Genomic DNA, 19,825 nt, shown 5'->3' on the forward strand with positions numbered 1-19,825 from the left:
GTGAAAACCATCTCTAGAGAGGAAAAATTACTTATCCTCTCTATATTTAGAATTATTTTTCTAACAAGAATTTTTTTAATTTACTAAAATTAGGATTTATATTATGAGATAATAATGGTAAATTGATTCTATTTTTAAGCGCCTGAGGTAAAGTAATAATATTATTTAATATTTTTTCTATAGTGTTTTTAAACTTTGCAGGATGAGCAGTACCTAAAAATAAACCAAATTCATCTTCTTTTAGTTGATCTTTTAATAATCGATATGCAATCGCTGCATGTGGTTCAGATATATAACCTATTTTAAACAATTCGTGTAATGTTTTTTTTGTCTCATCATCTGATACACTACCAAATTTAAGTTCTTTTATGTCCCATTTTTTTCTTTTAAATAATTCTTCTACTCTTGTCCAATTGTTTGGTTGGCTAATATCCATTGCATTAGAAATAGTAGAAACAGTTTGATTTGGTTGCCATATACCATTTTTAAGAAATCTAGGCACTGTATCATTAGCATTAGTACATGCTATAAAATATTTAATTGGTAAACCGAGGGATTTTGCTAATAAACCAGCTGTGAGATTTCCAAAATTACCACATGGTACAGAAATTACTAATTTTTTTCTTTGTTCTTCTGAAATTAATGAAAATGCTTCAAAATAATAACATATTTGTGCTAATAATCGACTGATATTAATGGAATTTGCAGAGTTAAGACCTATTGATTCTTTTAGTATTTTATCATCAAAAGCTTCTTTAACAAGTTTTTGACAATCATCAAAACTTCCATTGATAGATATAGTTTTTATATTTTTTCCTAAAGTGCAAAATAATTTTTCTTGTAGTTCACTAATTTTTCCTTTTGGATACAAAATAATTACTCTGACATTTTTCATACCATAAAAAGCATGTGCTACTGCCGCACCAGTGTCTCCTGATGTTGCCGTTAAAATAGTAAAGGATTCATTATTTTTATTTAGAGATAATATCATTTGAGCCATAAATCGCGCGCCAAAATCTTTAAATGCTAAAGTTGGGCCATGAAATAATTCTAAGCATCCTATATTATTTTTTATTTGTACTTTTAATGGATATTGAAAATAAAATGCTTTTTTAATGCAATCATATAATTTATCTTTGGAGATTTCATTTTTGATAAAATAAGATAGTATTTCTGTACTTCTTGTAATAAAATCCATTTTTAATATTTTTGATAATTCAACGGATGTAATAACTGGTAATTCTACTGGAAAAAATAATCCCTGTTGTTGTCCTAATCCTAATTTAACAGCATGTTCAAAATTGACTATTTCAGTATGATCTTTTAAATTATAAAGCTTCATTTTTTTTATCCTATTTGGCGTGCACCTTCTAAATCTAAAGAACAAACGTGCACAAAACCTGTATTATTTTTTAAATAATTTTCTTTTAACCATAACGATATTTTTTGAGCTATATTGATATTATCAGACACTGCAAAGATAGCTGGTCCAGATCCTGATATACCTACACTAAGAGCTCCAATTTTTTTTAGTGCTATTTTTGTATGTATAAAATTAGGTAATAATATTGCGCGATATGGTTCAGCTATAAAATCTTGCATTAATCTTGCGGCTAAATCAGGTTGTTGAGTATATGATGCATGAATAAATCCTGCTAAATATCGGCTACTTTTGATACAAGTATCTTTATTATATTTTTTTGGTAATATTTTTCTTGCTTCTGAAGTAGATATTTTTACACCAGGCCATGCTATAATCCAAAACCAATTTTGAAAATTAGGTATTTTTTGGCTTATATCATCATTATCTTCGAGTATTAATTGCATACCACCTAAATAAGATGGTGCAACATTATCATAATGGACACTACCGGATATTTCTCCTTCTATTTCACCCATTAAAAACAATAGTTCTTTTAAATTTAATGGTTTATTACATAATTCATTTAATGCAACTAGCGTTGCTACAACCGAACATGCGCTAGATCCTAATCCGGATCCAATAGGCATATTTTTTTTTAGTGTAATCGAGACTGGAATTTTTTTCTTCATTACTGTGCAAAATTTTAACCAACATTTCCAGACAATGTTTTGTTGGGTATTTTGAGGTAATTTATCAGAGAAAGTACCTTGATTACATAGTTGAAATTCTTTTGATAGTTTTACTGTAACGCAATCACCCAATAAATCACCGTTAATAGGCATAATAGCAGCACCTAAAATGTCAAATCCAACTCCAACATTACCAATAGAAGCTGGTGCATAAATTTTGATCATTACTATTTTCCTGAATTTTTATGATATTGTACGTAGCAAATCGGAGAATATTCCAGAGGCTGTGACATTATTACCAGCTCCATATCCCTTTAAAACAAGAGGAACAGGTTGATAATATTTACTATAAAACGCTATTACATTTTCACCATTTTTTATTTTATATAAAGGATCTGTAATATTTATTTCTTCAATTTTTACTGTACATTGTCCTTTTTTGTCTATAGTTCCTACGAAACGTAATACTTTTCCTTCTTTCTGTGCTTTTTTTGTTTTTTCTACAAAGTAAGAATCTACATCTTTTATTTTTAATAAAAATTCATTGATATCTTGATATTTTTTAAAATTCTGAGGTAGTATAGGTTCAATTTTTACATCTTTTAATTCTTTATGATAGCCCATTTCTCGGGCTAAAATTAATATTTTTCTTGCAACATCTATACCAGATAAATCATCAGCGGGGTGTGGTTCTGTGAATCCTAAATTTTTAGCTTCTTTAGTAGCTTGCGATAATAGAACTCCTTCTTCGAGTTTTCCAAAAATAAAAGATAATGAACCAGATAATATCCCTTGACATTTGATTACAGTATCTCCTGTATTTAATAATTGTTTTAATGTAGATATTATTGGTAATCCCGCGCCGACATTAGTTTCATAAAAAAATTTTTTATTTGTGTTTAATGCAATTTTTCTTATTTTTGTATAATATTCAAAGTTATTGGTATTAGCTTTTTTATTAGAAGTGACTATATTGAAACCGTTTTTTAAAAATGCACTATACTCTTCAGATAAATATTGATCAGAAGTACAATCAATTATTGTCGGGTTTAAAAAATGATGTTTCCTTGTTAAAGAAATCAATTTTTCTAAACTAAACTGTTCTTGTGATTTTTTAAATTCTTTTTCCCAGCAAGATAAATTAATACCATTATTTACAATTAAAATTTTTTTTGAATTTGCTATTACACAAATTTTAATATTTATATTTTTTTCATTTAAAAAATTTTGTTGCTGTAATATTTGTTGTATTAATGTACTTCCTACACCTCCTATACCTATTAAAAAAACAGTTATAATTTTTTTATTAGAAAACATTGTATTATGAATGATTTTAACTGCATTTAAAATATTTTTCTTATTTACTACCATTGAGATAGAATGCTGAGAAGAACCTTGTGCAATTGCTAGAATATTAATATTAGAAGAACCTAGAATATAAAAAATTTTAGAAGCAATATTATGCTTCATGCGAATATATGATCCTACAATAGATAAAATCGATAGTTCTTTTTCTATACTAATAGGATTTAAAATTTTTTCTTTTAATTCTAATCGAAATTCTTCCGTTAGAGCAGATTTTACTGAATTCATATAATTTTCAAGAACGCAAAAATTAATAGTATGTTCTGAAGAAGATTGAGTAATAAGTACAATCTTTATTTTTTTTTGAGCAATTGCAGTAAATATTCTACCAGTAATACTAAGCGTATTTTTAATAGATGATCCAGATATACTAAACATCACGATGTTATCTAAGTGCGTGACTCCTTTTAAAAAATTTTTTTCAGTTTTATTTTCCTCACAAATTAAAGTACCAGGTGATTTTAGATTATTAGTATTTTTTATAATACATGGAATTTTAAATTGAGCGATAGGCTCAATAGTACGTGGGTGTAATACTTTAGCGCCAAAATAAGATAATTCCATAGCTTCTTGATAAGAGATGGATTTTAGTAAATAAGAATCTATCACTTCTCGAGGATCACTAGTAAAAACTCCATCTACATCCGTCCAAATTTCACAGCAACTAGCATTCAAACAAGCAGCGAGAACTGCTGCTGAATAATCTGAACCATTACGTCCCAAGACTACTAATTCTTCTTTTTTATTTCCTGCAATAAAACCCGCCATTAAAATAATATCTGCATGAGTTGTATTAATTTTATTAATTATTTTTTTAGATCGAGGTATATTAACAGTAGAATCAAGATAATGACCTTTAGATATAAGATTTTTTACAGGATCGATAACAATAATATTATGTTTTCTTGCTTCTAATATATATTTCATAATTAAAACTGACAGTATTTCACCGCGAGAAATTAAAATCGCACGAACATTATCTGGACATTGTTGTAGTAAAATTATTCCATCTATCATATATTTTAATTTTTTAAATTCTATTTTTATTAATTTCACTATTGATTCGTAACAAAAATAAGGCTGTATTTTTTTGATATTATGAATTAATTCAAGAAAAATATTTTCAGCAATATTGATGTTTTGTGCGTTATTATCATTTTTAATTATATTATCAATAGTTTGCACTAAGTAATTAGTTATTTTTGCAGGTGCGGAGAGCACGGCTGCAATTTTTTTATTTTGAATATTTTTTTCTATGATATCAGCTACACATAAAAATTTTTCAGCATTAGCTAATGATGTGCCGCCAAATTTTAATAACTTCATTTTGTCTTCCTTAATTTTTTCATAAAAAAACCCGCATAAGGGTATAAGCGAGTTTTTTATCAGTTATACTTTATTGATATCATGATGAATTTTAAAAATTAGCATAATGATTGTAGTAAAAAAGCTAAATACATTTTAATTATTTTAAAAAAATAAAATAACTAACGTCTTTAATAAAATAAATTTATTATAAGATATTTTTTTTGGTTTATTTTGATATGGATGTGTCATATTATTAATATTAGCATAAATTTAGTAAGTTAATTTTTTATTCAAAAGAAAAATTTTTTTATATATTTTATATTGACAATTTTACATTTAATGAAAATAAATATTTTTAATAAATTTACTTATCATAATGGATACATGTATTTTTTTTCTAGATATATTATGTTATTTAAATTATTTAATACTATAATAAAATATACGTTTATTATTTATGTTCTATAGAATAAAGTTATTTTTTTAATATATATTATTGTATTCATTTCAATGATATTGTAATAAAATTAATGTTTATATTAAAATGTTAGTGAATAATATGAAAATATTAAATTAATACTATGAAACATACTATTAAAGTTATGATTTCTCAAAAAGATATTCACACCCGTATTGGTGCTTTAGGAAGAGCCATAACTCAAAGATATCAAAATAATACAAATAAAATAATATTGATTGCTTTATTACGTGGTTCTTTTGTATTTATAGCAGATTTATGTCGTTGCATTACGATTGCTCATGAAATTGATTTTATGACTATTTCTAGTTATGGTCGTGGCATATTATCTACTGGTGATGTGAAAATTATTAAAGATTTAGATGAAGATATTTATAATAAAAATGTTTTGATAGTAGAAGATATAATTGATTCTGGAAAAACATTAAGTAAAGTATTAGAAATTTTAAAATTAAGAAATCCAAAATCATTATCAATTTGTACGCTACTGGATAAACCAGAATGTCGAGAAGTTAATATTTGTGTGGATTTTATTGGTTTTTCGATTCCTAATGATTTTATAGTCGGTTATGGTATTGATTATGCGCAACGTTATCGTTATTTACCGTATATTGGAAAGATTGTATTTGAATAATTTGTATCTATTTATCGTATAAAAAATTTTTTATTATCAATAAGGCGTGTTTTTCCTAACCATGCAGATGCTATGATGATTGCTTCTTTGCTTTTTTTTGATAAAAATTGCAGTTTTTCAGCATCATATACATTGAATATATCTATAAAAAATCCTTTTTCTAGTAATTTTAATTTTGATATTTTAATGATTTCTGAAATATTATTTTTTTTTGATTTTATAATTTTTTCAGCAGTGTTTTGAATAATTTTATACAAATAAGGCGCTTTTTTAATTTCTGAGGAATTTAAATGATTATTTCTTGAACTAAGAGCCAGTCCATTTCTTGATCGTATAGTGGGTATACTGATAATTTTAATCATATAATTTAATTCTATCACTATTGTTTTGATAATTAATAATTGTTGATAATCTTTTTCACCAAAAAAAGCATATTGGGGTTGCACTAAATTAAATAATTTACAAATAATTGTAGCAACTCCCTGAAAATGTCCTGGTCTTGATTGACCTTCTATAATATTTGATAAATTTGAAATTTCAATTAATATTTCATTTTTTATTCCAAACGGATACATTTCATGTATAGTAGGAAAAAAAATAATATCAACATTGTATTTTTTTAATATTTCACAGTCTTTTTCAAAAGTTTGAGGATATTTTTTAAAATCATGTTCATTATCAAACTGAATAGGATTAACAAAAATACTAACAATTATAATATCTACATATTTTTGAGCTGATAAAACTAAAGATATATGCCCATAGTGCAAATTTCCCATGGTAGGTATAAGTCCTATTGTTTTATTTTGTTTTTTTAAAGTATTAATTTTTTGAAATAATTTTTTTTTTTAAAAATGTACATTTTTTTCTCTTTATTTTAAAAACTGTGTTTGATATCAGGATATAAACCTGTTTCTACTTCGAGGATATATTTTTTAATTGCTGCTTGAATACTATTTTTCTGATTAAGGAAATTTTTTGAAAATTTAGGAACATGCCCTTCTGTAATACCTAATAAATCCTGCATAACTAGTATTTGTCCATCAGTATTTTTTCCTGATCCTATACCGATAACTGGAATAGATAGTTTTTTTGTGATTGTTTCAGCTAATGCTGAAGGTATACATTCTAACACAAGCATTTTTATACCAGAATCTTCCAATAATAACGCTTCATCTATCAATCTTTGAGCATCATCATATGTTTTACCTTGTATTCTATAACCACTTAAAAAATCGATAGATTGCGGGGTTAAACCTATATGTCCACATACTAATATTGATCTATCAGAAAGCTCTTTAACGATATGTAATATTTTTTTTCCACCTTCTATTTTTACCATATTTGATCCAGATTGTATTATTTTTTTTGTATTTTTAATAGCTTCTGTAACATTATAATAGGATAAAAATGGTAAATCAGATATTAAAAATACTTTTGGAGCACCTTTACGAACAGCTTTAGTATGATAGGTAATATCATCAACTTCTACTGTTATTGTAGAATTGTTGCCTTGAATGGTCATACCTAGTGAATCACCTACAAGTATAACTGGTATTCCTTGATTAGAAAATAAACGCGCAAAGCTAAAATCATAAGCCGTGATGGCAGCAAATTTATTATTGCAATTTTTACAGTGTTGCAATGTAGATATAGTAATTTTTTCCATATTAATCCTATTGTATTTTTTTCTAGTTATAAGATATAAAAATTTTTTAATGAAGTGATATTTAATAGTGTTTGTAAAATATTGATAAATATGAGAGATGGTATCAGAATAATGTATAATTCAGGATACTCGGAATAATATAATTTATTCGTCGAATATCCTATTTTTAATTTTATATTAACCATTCATTTGTTTTTCACGAATTTCTGCTAATGTTTTACAATCAATACAAAGATTAGCAGTGGGTCTGGCTTCTAATCGTCTAATGCCAATTTCTATACCACATGAGTCACAATAACCAAAATCTTTTTCTTTAATTTTTTTTAAAGTCATTTCAATTTTTTTTATTGTTTTTCGTCCTCTATCACGATTTCGTAATTCTAAATTAAATTCTTCTTCTTGCGCGGCTCTATCAATCGGATCTGGAAAATTAGTTGATTTTTCTTGTATATAAAGTAAAGTATGATTCATTTCGTTTTTTAATTGATTTTTCCATGTTTTTAGAATTTTTTTAAAATGTAATATTTGATCTTCATTCATATATTCTTCATCTATTTTTTTCTGATATGCTTTTACATCTGAGATAGAAAGAAAGTTAAAAGACGATTTTTTTTTGTTTTTTTCTTTTTCCATAGTTTTTTCCATATAATATGTTTATTAAAATTATAATTATAATATTTGATTTTTTATTTATATTTTTTCAAATATATTAATATTAATAATATTAAATAATATATTAATATGACATATTATCAATTAAATAAATAAAATATCAGAATATATTAAACAGCAATGTGAATGAGACATATTTTATTTTTTTTAAGTGTCACATAAAAAATATTTTTAAACAAATATTTTAAATGAATTTATTTTATATGGTTAAAATAACAATGATAAAAAAATTTGCACTATGTGTAGAGTATAATGGTGGCAATTATCATGGATGGCAACGTCAAAAAAATGTTTCTAGTATCCAAGAGGAAATAGAAAAATCTTTATCAATGATTGCAAATCATAAAATAGATGTTATATGTGCTGGTCGTACTGATGCTGGTGTACATAGCATAGGACAAGTTATACATTTTAATACAATTTCTATTCGTAAAAAATCTGCTTGGACAATAGGTGCTAATCATTACTTATCTAAAGATATATCAATTAAATGGATTAAAGAAGTACCAGAAAATTTTCATGCTCGCTATAGTGCACTATCCCGCTCTTATCGTTATATAATATATAATTATAATTTACGCACGTCTTTTTTCAATTATGGATATAATCATATTCATCAAAAATTAGACATACTTAAAATGAATAATGCAGCTCAATACTTATTAGGAGAGCATGATTTTTCTGCGTTTAAGTCAGCAAACTGTCAATCGAGTTCTTCTTGTAGAAAAATTTTTAAATTAAAAATTTCGCGCTTAAATAATTGGATTATAATAGATATCACAGCAAATGCATTTTTATATCACATGGTTCGTAATATTGTAGGATCTTTAATTGAAATTGGGATATCTAAAAAAAAAGAAAATTGGATGAAAATTTTGTTACAAAAAAAAGATAGAAATTTAGCTGGTCCGACTGCAGCTTCTAAAGGATTATACTTGTTTTCTGTAGAATACCCTATTTTTTTTAATTTACCTTAGTTTTTTATGATGTTATGTAATAATAAATTATAATAACATTTTATTGTAATATTTTTTATGTCAAATTTATTCACAAATAAAATTGTTAATGTATTCTATGCAATATTTTTGAATTTTTAACACAAGTTTTTCATTAATACATATTATAATATTTTATATATTATATTTTTTAAACGGGTTAATTTATTTATGATCATATATCATATTTTTTATTTTTTATGGATATGTATTTATAATACAGAATATAGTAATGTACTACTTTAAAATATATTATTTTTTTACAATAAATAATGTATATAAGAATAGATCTATTTCTTCCATCTGGAAATAATGTCAGAATATAGTATAGTATGAACAAATTTTTTATTTTTATAGATATAAATATCTGAATGTTTATATTCAATTTTTTTGACGACTATTTTAATAAAAAATAAAAAGATATTTAAGAGTTAAAAAATGAGTTTTTCCTGAGCTTTTTATTCATTGTATTTTAAAATACTAAAAAGCTTATTTTTATACAAAATATCAAAATATTTTTTCAACATTATCATTATCACAAAATATATGTTTTATTTTTTTGAACTATAATATTACATTTTTTCTATTGAAAAACTGCGTGAGTCAATAAAAATTTTTTGTTTGTACTGTATAAAATACATAGTAAATGAACTAATCCATAAGTAAAATATTTTTACAAAACATTTACTTTATATAAAATAGATACACGTTAATTTTTTTTATAAAGAAAGAATTTTAGCATTATATTGAAATATAGAGTTTTGAAATTAAATGTGTCATAAAATATTTGTATATTTCTCATTTTATTTTTTTAGTTTTAATTAATTAATTGCAGATAAAAATATTGTATATTGTATTATTAATTTTTTATAGGATCTTTTTTCATATCATCTGCAGTTACATCTCGCCAAATTTTTCAGTAAAAGAGACATAATATTACATTCAAATGTATAATATATAATTATGTTTGATATATGCAAGTGTTTTTCTCATACATGTTTAAAGTGAGTTTCTAAATTTTTTCTTAGAACCTCACAAATATTTTATAAATTAGTATAATTCAAGCGAACAAAATGTTTAGTTATATACATAATTTATTTAGGATAAATAATATTTATTATTTATGATGGAAAACTATACAATTGGGTTTAAAAATCTTTTAAAAATTTATTTCATGTATAAAAATAAAAAATTTAGATGCGATAATACAGAAATTAATAAATATAGAAAAGTATTGCAGATAATAAGAGTGATTAGTAATACTAAAATAAAGCATTTTAGTTTTAATATGCAATTTTTCACGCTAATAGATCTACGAAAATATTAATAAACTGTTTAGATTAAATTTTTACCAGAGATAATATATCTAATAAATATATCACTTATTAATATCAGTAAGAAAATTAATTTAAAGATATTCAATAGACATATTATAAGATATATACCTAAAGATCATAAATAATATCTTATTTAATTTTGAGAATCTAATAATTCAATATTTCTATAAATATTTTAAGTGTATAAATAATTATTTTTGGGCTGAATAAAAATTCTCATTTGTAATGAGATTACTTATATATAAAAATACTATTTTCTATTTAAATTTTCTCGATTTTACAATAAAATATTCGATGTAATTTATATTTCTTATTTTAAAATAATAAAAAAAGTTATAAATTAGTTGCTTTATGCGATTTTTAGTAAAAATTTTTGCATATTGAAATATATATTTTAATTTCAATAGTATTAGTTTCAGGATACTAAATATTTTTATACTATAGTTGATAAGAAAAATATCATAAGAACTAATATGTGTATTAACAGTCAATAGAGTTATTTTTGCTATCAAATATAATTAAGACATGTTATAGACGATTCACAATGCAAACTCATGTTATTCATTGTAAATTTTTTAAAAAGTATAAATATTTTTATATTTATAAAAGAGAGAGTTATTTTTTGATTTAGATACTTATTATATATCATTTTATGGTCAATAATCTTATTTTAAAAGAATATATAATTATTATCTAAAATTTTTAACACATTAAAATGTTATAAATTTTATATGATATATTTTTTGAAGATATTTTATATCTTTTACTATATTTTTATTATATTAATTTTTATTTTAAGCATTATATTTAATTGAATAAATAAGTTCTTTAACAAGAAATTAATTTTAAATTTTTTATAGAAAAATATATAAATATGGAAACATAGCATGTTAATTAAATTGTTAACAAAAATATTTGGTAATCGTAATAATCGTATTTTAAAACAAATGCAAAATACAGTTGATACTATTAACCAATTAGAAACAGTATTTAAAAGTTTTTCTGATGCACAATTACGTCAAAATACATATTTATTTCGCGCTCGTTTAAAGAATGGTGAATCTTTAAATAGTTTACTGCCAGAATCATTTGCTACTGTTAGAGAAGCAAGCAAACGTGTTTTTAATATGCGCCATTTTGATGTGCAGATATTAGGAGGCATTGTATTAAACAATTGTTGTATAGCAGAAATGCGAACTGGTGAAGGTAAAACTTTAACTTCTACATTGCCGGCGTATTTAAACGCGCTAAATGAGAAAGGCGTACATATAGTAACGATGAATGATTATTTAGCTCAGCGGGATGCTAAAAAAAATTCGGCTTTATTTGAATTTTTAGGGTTAAAAGTAGGTCTCAATTTAACTGATATGTCCGCTTCCGAAAAGAGAAGAGCTTATTTAGCTGATATTACTTATGGAACGAATAATGAATATGGTTTTGATTATTTACGAGATAATATGGTTTTTTCTTCTGCAGAAAGAGTTCAACGTACATTAAATTATGCACTAATAGATGAAGTTGATTCAATTTTAATAGATGAAGCTCGCACACCGTTAATTATTTCTGGCCCTTCAGAAGATCATTCACAATTGTATAAAACAATTAATAATATAGTACCTTTACTAATATCACAAGATCAAGAAGATTCAGAATCTTTTAAAGGCAAAGGGCATTTTTCTATTGATGAAAAATTAAAACAAGTTTTCTTAACGGAAAGAGGTTTAATATTAATTGAAAACATATTATTTGATCAAAAATTAATTAAGAAAGGAGAATCTTTATACTCTTCACATAATATAATATTAATGCATCATATTATATCAGCATTACGTGCTCATAAATTGTTTATACGAGATGTTGATTATATCGTAAAAGATAACGATGTTATTATTGTAGATGAACATACGGGACGTACGATGCCTGGTCGTAGGTGGTCTGATGGTTTGCATCAGTCTATAGAAGCAAAAGAAAACGTTACTATAAAAAATGAAAATCAAACACTTGCTTCAATTACATTTCAAAATTATTTTCGTTTGTATAAAAAAATATCTGGTATGACTGGAACTGCCGCTACTGAATCTTTTGAATTTAGTAATATTTACAATCTAGATACTATTGTCATTCCCACTAATCAACCCATGATCCGAAAAGATAAGCCTGATTTAATTTATATCACTGAAAAGGAAAAAATACATGCCATTATTCAGGATATTAAAAAATGTATAAAAAATAAGCAACCCGTTTTGGTAGGAACTGTTTCTATTGAAAAATCTGAACTGATTTCAAAAAAACTATTCGATTTAAATATTTCGCATAATGTGTTAAATGCCAAATTTCATGCGAAAGAAGCAGATATTATTTCCCAAGCCGGGAAACCAGGTGCAGTGACTATTGCTACTAATATGGCTGGACGCGGGACAGATATTGTCCTAGGTGGCAGTTTAGAAAGTGAATTAAATAAAATATCTCATATTACTCCACATGAAAGAAGAAAAATTAAAAAAGACTGGCAAAAAAAACATGATTTAGTTGTATTATCTGGAGGATTACATATTATCGGAACAGAGCGTCATGAATCACGTCGTATTGATAACCAACTTAGAGGGCGTTCCGGTCGTCAAGGAGATAGTGGTTCTTCTCGTTTTTATTTATCTATGGATGATTCTTTAATGAGAATTTTTGCATCGGATAAAGTTGTTCATATGATGCGTAAATTAGGTATTGTTTATAATGAAGCAATCGAGCATCCTTGGGTTACAAAAGCGATAGAAAAAGCGCAAAAAAAAGTAGAAAGTAGAAATTTTGATATGCGAAAAGAATTGTTAGAATATGATGATGTAGCTAATGAGCAACGCCGTGCTATTTATTCACAACGCAATAAAGTAATTGATGCTATTGATATAAAAAACATGATTGATGATATGTTTGAAGATGTTTTTACCAAACAAATAAAAAAATTTATTTCTCCTTTTTCTTCAAAAAATGTCTCTAATATCATTTATCTAGAACAAGAACTGCGTAATAGTTTTAATTTAAATATATCTATTATAAGTTGGTTAAAAAAAGAATTATTTTTAAATGAAGAGATGATTATAAAAAAAATTATTTCTATTGCTAAAAAAAATTATAGAGACAAAGAAAATATAGAAAATAAAAATGGAATTAGAGCTATAGAAAAATCTATTATCTTAAAAACATTAGATACACTTTGGAAAGAACATTTGTCTGCTATGGATTATTTAAGACAAGGTATTCATTTAAGAGGGTATGCTCAAAAAGATCCTAAACAAGAATATAAAAGAGAATCATTTAATCTTTTTACTAGTATGTTGGAAACATTAAAATATGAAGTGGTATCTTTTTTGAGCGCTATTAATTTATCTACTATAAAAAAATATTTATATACTAATAATAATGTGCTTTTTTTATCTCCTGATACTAAATTGTCTCCAGAGTACGATATAGAGAAAAATAATAAAAGTTTTTTTTCTTCGATCCAGAATATTCACACAAGTAGAAATTCTATATGTGCTTGTGGTTCCGGAAAAAAATATAAATATTGTCATGGTGTTGTATAATACTTTCAAGAAAAAATTATTTTTTTTGTTATTGGCATAACATATGACATGTAAATATATTTGTATTATTTGTATATAAATAAAAAATTTTGATATTAATCACGGTAAAAATCTTTAATATTTTATACTATAATATAGTATTTTATATATATTTTATTATACGTTATTGTTTTAGAGTTATTTTATATACATGATCATCTTTATTAGAATCTTGCATATAAAATATTTTTTATTGAATTATAGAAAAAATTTTTATATGAATTAAAGTATAATTTTTTTAATTTAATATAGAAAATCAATTAATTATAAGTTTTTTAATTTAGAAATAGTGTTTTAAAAAATAAAATAATCTTTATTATTAATATTTTTTAGTATTAATGATGGTTATTTTATTTTTGTAAAAAATATCTAGTATATGTTTATACTATTAATTTTTTAAGTGAATGTTATAATAAAAAATAACCTTATAATATATGTTTCATGTATTATTTAAATATATCATAAATCTTTTATATAAAAGTATATAAATTTAATTATAAAATTAACTTGCAATCTAATAGAGTTTTTATTATGCGTATTGAAAGAGATATTAAATTAGGTTTTAAAGATGTTTTAATTAGACCTAAGCGTTCGATATTAAAAAGTCGTTCTCAAGTAGATTTAACGCGCAAATTTTTTTTTAAATATTCTTCCACTGTATGGTCTGGTGTTCCGATTATTGCAGCTAATATGGATACAATAGGAACATTTCAAATGGCACAGTCTTTATCTAATTATAATATACTGACAGCAGTGCATAAATACTATTCATTTGAAGAATGGAGAGATTTTGTAAGCGTTTCTTCAGACAAAACATTAAATCATGTAATAGTATCGATTGGTACATCTAATTTAGATTTTGTTAAAGTAAAAAAAATTTTTTCATTATCTTTAGAGCTAAAATATATTTGTATTGATGTAGCCAATGGATATTCCGAGCATTTTTTATCTTTTTTAAAATTAGTGAGAGAATGTTTTTTAGATAAAATTATTTGTGCTGGTAATGTTGTCACAGGAGAAATGGTGGAAGAATTAATACTTTCGGGAGCTGATGTAGTAAAAGTAGGTATTGGACCTGGATCGGTATGTACGACACGTATAAAAACTGGGGTTGGTTATCCACAACTTTCAGCTATTATAGAATGTGCAGATGCAGCTCATGGACTTGGAGGACAAATTATTAGCGATGGTGGATGTGCGGTTTCAGGTGATTTGGCAAAAGCTTTTGGGGGAGGGGCGGATTTTGTAATGTTAGGTGGAATGTTGGCTGGTCATAGTGAATGTGATGGTCAGATAATTGAAAAAAAATCTAAAAAATATATGTTATTTTATGGCATGAGTTCCAAATCTGCTATGCAGAGATATATAGGGGGTGTACCAGTATATAGAGCATCAGAAGGAAAAACAGTTAAAATACCTTTTCGTGGTGGTATTGATGCTACAATACAAGATATTTTGGGGGGTTTACGGTCTGCTTGTACTTATGTGGGTGCTTCAAGACTAAAAGAGCTTACAAAAAGAACAACTTTTATACGTGTTTCTGAGCAAGAAAATTGTATATTTAATAGTTTTTTATTTTGATAATTTTCATGTAAATATGAATTCTAATAAAAATTAATACAATTCATTATAACATATATATTTAATTTTATTGATTTTTTAATAGCATTCACATTCAAAGTCATATTTTTTTATCATAAAAAATTTATTTATTAGATATATACTATAATATATAAGGAATTTATGTCATGTCAGAAATTTTATACCATGACGTGGATCCAGTTGAAACTAATGATTGGATACAATCGATCGAATCTGTTATACGTGAAGAAGGTGTAGAAAGAGCTAAATTTTTAATTGAAAAAATACTTGAAAAATCTAATATTGATAGGAAAGAATTTTTAAAAGATTTTTCTAATAGAAATTATGTTAATACTATTTGTAGTGATGATGAAATTATATATCCGGGAAATTTAATAATAGAAAAAAATATCCGCGCTTATATTCGATGGAATTCCATCATGATGGTATTACGTGCATCACAAAAAAATTTGGAATTAGGAGGACATTTATCATCTTTCCAATCATCTGCTACAATATATGAAGTGTGTTTTAATCATTTTTTTCGTGCTTTTAATAAAGAAGATGGAGGTGATTTAGTTTATTTTCAAGGTCATATTTCTCCAGGTATTTATGCAAGAGCATTTTTAGAGGGTCGATTATCTGAAGAACAAATTAATAATTTTCGGCAAGAAGTAGATGGTATAGGCTTACCATCTTATCCTCATCCAAAATTAATGCCTAATTTTTGGCAATTTCCCACTGTTTCCATGGGTTTAGGACCTCTTTGTTCTATTTATCAAGCAAAATTTTTAAAATATTTGCATAATAGAGGGTTAAAAGATACTTCAAAACAAACTGTCTATGCTTTTTTAGGAGATGGTGAAATGGATGAGCCAGAATCTAAAGGAGCAATTACTATTGCAGTTCGCGAAAAATTAAATAATCTAATTTTTATAGTAAACTGTAATTTACAAAGATTAGATGGTCCAGTTATAGGAAATGGAAAAATTATAAATGAGTTAGAAAGTTTTTTTTGTGGTGCTGGATGGGCGGTTATTAAAGTCATCTGGGGAAGTCGTTGGGATTTTTTATTAAATAAAGATAAAAGCGGAAAATTAATTCAGTTGATGAACGAAACTGTTGATGGTGAATATCAAAATTTGAAATCAAAAGATGGCGCATATGTGCGTAAATATTTTTTTGGAAAATATGTAGAAACACTTGATTTAGTGAAAGATATGACAGATGAAGAAATATGGAAACTAAATAGAGGTGGTCATGATTCTAAAAAAATTTTCAATGCTTTCAAAAAAGCTAAAGAAATAAAAGATCGACCCACAGTCATTTTAGCGCATACCATTAAAGGATATGGTATGGGTAAAATTGCTGAAGGAAAAAATATTGCACATCAAATAAAAAAAATTAATATTCAGGGAATAACATATATTCGTAATCGTTTTAATATTCCGATATCGGATCAATTATTAAAAAATTTACCATATGTTACTTTTAAAAAAAATTCTCAAGAACATCAATATCTTCATCAACAGCGAAAAAAATTAGGTGGATATCTTCCTTTTCGTTTATCTAAATTTACTAATTCATTGGATTTGCCTAATTTAATAGATTTTCAACCATTGTTAGAAAAACAAAATAAAGACATTTCTACTACTATAGCTTTTATACGTGTATTAAATATTATTTTAAAAAATAATTCTATTAAAAAATTGATAGTGCCTATCATTGCAGATGAAGCGCGTACTTTTGGTATGGAAGGATTATTTCGAAAAATAGGCATTTATAATTCGAGCGGGCAAAAATATATACCACAAGATAGAGAACAATTAGCATATTATAAAGAAGAAAAAACAGGTCAAATATTACAAGAGGGTATTAGTGAATCAGGTGCTACTGCTTCTTGGTTGGCTGCTGCTACTTCATATAGCACAAATAATTTTCCAATGATTCCATTTTATATTTATTATTCTATGTTTGGTTTTCAGAGAGTAGGTGATTTATTTTGGGCGGCGGGAGATCAGCAGGCAAGAGGTTTTTTAATTGGTGGAACTTCAGGGAGAACTACTCTTAATGGAGAAGGTTTACAACATGAGGATGGACATAGTCATATTCAGTCCTTAACTATTCCCAATTGTATATCTTATGATCCCGCTTTTTCATATGAGGTTGCAGTGATTATACAAGATGGATTACGAAGAATGTATGGTGTTGTACAAGAAAATATATATTATTATATTACAACTACAAATGAAAATTATCATATGCCAGAAATGCCTAAAGGAGTAGAAAAAGGCATTTGTCAAGGTATATATAAATTAAAAACATTATTAGGTGGTAAAATTAAAGTACAATTAATGGGTTCAGGTGCTATTTTGCAGAGTGTTTGTCAAGCAGCAGAAATCTTATTGCAAGATTACTCTATTACAACTGACATATATAGTATTACTTCTTTTACAGAATTAGCTCGAAATGGTGCAGATTGTGCGCGCTGGAATATGTTACATCCTAATCAAGAAAAAAAAATATCCTATATAGAACAAGTAATGAATTCTTCCCCTGCTGTTGCAGCAACAGATTATATGAGTTTATTTGCTGAACAAGTTAGACATTATATTCCTTCTGCTGTGTATTATGTTTTAGGTACGGATGGATTTGGACGTTCAGATAGTCGTGATAAATTACGGAATCATTTTGAAGTAAATTCTTATTATATTGTCATAGCTGCTTTAAGTGTATTAAGTCAATCAAATTATATTCACTCTAAGATCGTAGAAAAAGCTATTTTAAAATTTAATATTAATATAGATAAAATTACTCCGCGTTTAGTATAAGAGGTTAAAGTAGAGTGGATATCCATATAAATATGCCCGATATTGGCGTAGACGCATTAGAAGTGACAGAAATATTAGTAAGAATTGGTGAAACAGTTAATATAGAGCAAAGTTTAATAACAGTAGAAGGGGATAAATCTTCTATAGAAGTACCCTCATCTCATGCAGGTATCGTAAAAAATATTTTGGTAAAAATTGGTGATAAAGTTAAAACTTCTTCGATTCTAATGGTATTAGAAAATTTTAATATTTCTTCTAAATCACACAATTTAAATATAGATCAATTACAAGAAAGAAGTAAAACTGTTTATTGCGATAAAATATTCAATCCGCATCATGATCAGAATAAAAACGCAATACATGCTACACCTATGATTAGACGTTTATCAAGAAAATTAAATATACCATTAAATCAAGTAGTATCAACAGGTCGTAAAAATCGAATATTAAAAAAAGATTTGGAATTGTATATTCAAAATAATACAATCTCTTCAGAAAAATACAAAATACAAAATAATACATTAATGTCATCGAATAATACTAAAAAGCATATATCAAAGGAAATAGATATTAGTAAAAATCAATTGATAGTGGGTTTTAATTTACATAAAAATTATACTAATATTCCGCATGTTACACAATTTGATGAAGCGAATATTACTATATTAGAAAATTTTCGTCAGAAATACAATAAAGAAAACCAAGATAAATCTAATCATATCACTATATTGGTTTTTATTATTAAAGTATTAGCTCATGCTTTAGAAAAATTTCCTTTATTTAACAGCTCATTATCTACAGATAAAAAAAAAATAATCCTTAAAAATTATATTAATATTGGTATTGCTATAGATGTAAATAATGATTTATTTGTCCCTGTTCTAAAGAATATTAATAAAAAAAATATAATTGACATTTCTTCTGATTTATTGTCTTTATCTAAAAAAGCACAAGCAGGGATATTAAAAAAAGAAGATATAACGGGTAGTTGTTTTACAATATCTAATTTAGGTGGTATTGGAGGTCATTGGTTTTCTCCTATTATTAACGCGCCTGAAGTAGCGATCTTGGGAGTTTCAAGAGCGATTGTAAAACCCATTTGGAATAATAAAGAATTTATTCCGTCGCTGATGTTACCGCTGTCTTTATCATATGATCATCGTATTATTAACGGAGCATATGCTGCACGTTTTATATCATTTATTAATAAAGTGCTTTCTGATATGCATTTTTTGTTTATGTAGTGGATAATTATTTTGATAAGACAAAATGATATTTAGTAATAA

12 protein-coding genes are annotated in these 19,825 nt (G+C 25.5%); 6 read left to right on the plus strand and 6 right to left on the minus strand.

The genetic code is table 11. The annotated features are described in order from the left end of the window. Nucleotides 1-52: 52 nt before the first annotated feature. The 3 genes from thrC to thrA are packed head-to-tail and all read right to left on the minus strand — an operon-like array spanning nucleotide 53 to nucleotide 4,743. A complete protein-coding gene (thrC, locus tag AB4W59_RS00880; RefSeq protein ID WP_367673256.1) occupies nucleotides 53-1,342 on the minus strand; it encodes a threonine synthase in 1,290 nt (429 codons plus the stop codon). Between the two features lie 5 nt (nucleotides 1,343-1,347). Further along, nucleotides 1,348-2,277 (minus strand): homoserine kinase, encoded by a 930-nt coding sequence (thrB, locus tag AB4W59_RS00885; protein ID WP_367673257.1) that lies wholly within the window; start codon nucleotides 2,275-2,277, stop codon nucleotides 1,348-1,350. Between the two features lie 18 nt (nucleotides 2,278-2,295). After that, a complete protein-coding gene (gene thrA, locus AB4W59_RS00890; protein WP_367673258.1) occupies nucleotides 2,296-4,743 on the minus strand; it encodes a bifunctional aspartate kinase/homoserine dehydrogenase I in 2,448 nt (815 codons plus the stop codon). 563 nt (nucleotides 4,744-5,306) lie between these two features. Between thrA and hpt the strand changes: the two genes are divergently transcribed. Further along, nucleotides 5,307-5,837: a hypoxanthine phosphoribosyltransferase gene (hpt, locus tag AB4W59_RS00895; RefSeq protein WP_367673259.1), complete on the plus strand. Its 531-nt coding sequence runs from the start codon at nucleotides 5,307-5,309 to the stop codon at nucleotides 5,835-5,837. A gap of 11 nt (nucleotides 5,838-5,848) precedes the next feature. Here hpt and panC read toward each other — a convergent pair whose 3' ends face one another. From panC to dksA, 3 genes are all read right to left on the minus strand, one after another. Beyond that, nucleotides 5,849-6,664, minus strand: a complete 816-nt coding sequence (gene panC / locus AB4W59_RS00900; RefSeq protein ID WP_367673333.1) for a pantoate--beta-alanine ligase — start codon at nucleotides 6,662-6,664, stop codon at nucleotides 5,849-5,851. A 50-nt stretch (nucleotides 6,665-6,714) separates the two neighbouring features. Continuing rightward, on the minus strand, nucleotides 6,715-7,506 hold the full coding sequence (panB, locus tag AB4W59_RS00905; protein ID WP_367673260.1) for a 3-methyl-2-oxobutanoate hydroxymethyltransferase: 792 nt from the start codon (nucleotides 7,504-7,506) through the stop codon (nucleotides 6,715-6,717). Between the two features lie 177 nt (nucleotides 7,507-7,683). Then, nucleotides 7,684-8,139, minus strand: a complete 456-nt coding sequence (gene dksA, locus AB4W59_RS00910; RefSeq protein WP_367673261.1) for an RNA polymerase-binding protein DksA — start codon at nucleotides 8,137-8,139, stop codon at nucleotides 7,684-7,686. A gap of 242 nt (nucleotides 8,140-8,381) precedes the next feature. On the opposite strand from dksA, the gene truA reads away from it, so the two are divergent. The 5 genes from truA (at nucleotide 8,382) to AB4W59_RS00935 (ending at nucleotide 19,783) form a co-directional block, all read left to right on the plus strand. After that, nucleotides 8,382-9,155: a tRNA pseudouridine(38-40) synthase TruA gene (truA, locus tag AB4W59_RS00915; RefSeq protein ID WP_367673262.1), complete on the plus strand. Its 774-nt coding sequence runs from the start codon at nucleotides 8,382-8,384 to the stop codon at nucleotides 9,153-9,155. Nucleotides 9,156-11,397: 2,242 nt separating this feature from the next. Further along, entirely contained in the window at nucleotides 11,398-14,088 is a 2,691-nt protein-coding gene (gene secA, locus AB4W59_RS00920; RefSeq protein WP_367673263.1) for a preprotein translocase subunit SecA, read from the plus strand. 570 nt (nucleotides 14,089-14,658) lie between these two features. Further along, nucleotides 14,659-15,708 (plus strand): GMP reductase, encoded by a 1,050-nt coding sequence (locus AB4W59_RS00925; protein WP_367673264.1) that lies wholly within the window; start codon nucleotides 14,659-14,661, stop codon nucleotides 15,706-15,708. A 167-nt stretch (nucleotides 15,709-15,875) separates the two neighbouring features. Continuing rightward, entirely contained in the window at nucleotides 15,876-18,539 is a 2,664-nt protein-coding gene (aceE, locus tag AB4W59_RS00930; protein WP_367673265.1) for a pyruvate dehydrogenase (acetyl-transferring), homodimeric type, read from the plus strand. 32 nt (nucleotides 18,540-18,571) lie between these two features. Beyond that, nucleotides 18,572-19,783: a 2-oxo acid dehydrogenase subunit E2 gene (locus AB4W59_RS00935; RefSeq protein WP_367673266.1), complete on the plus strand. Its 1,212-nt coding sequence runs from the start codon at nucleotides 18,572-18,574 to the stop codon at nucleotides 19,781-19,783. Nucleotides 19,784-19,825 lie beyond the last annotated feature (42 nt).

Origin of the sequence: Buchnera aphidicola (Cavariella theobaldi), assembly GCF_964059165.1 — a bacterium.
In the GTDB taxonomy this organism is placed as follows: Bacteria; Pseudomonadota; Gammaproteobacteria; order Enterobacterales; family Enterobacteriaceae; genus Buchnera; species Buchnera aphidicola_BO.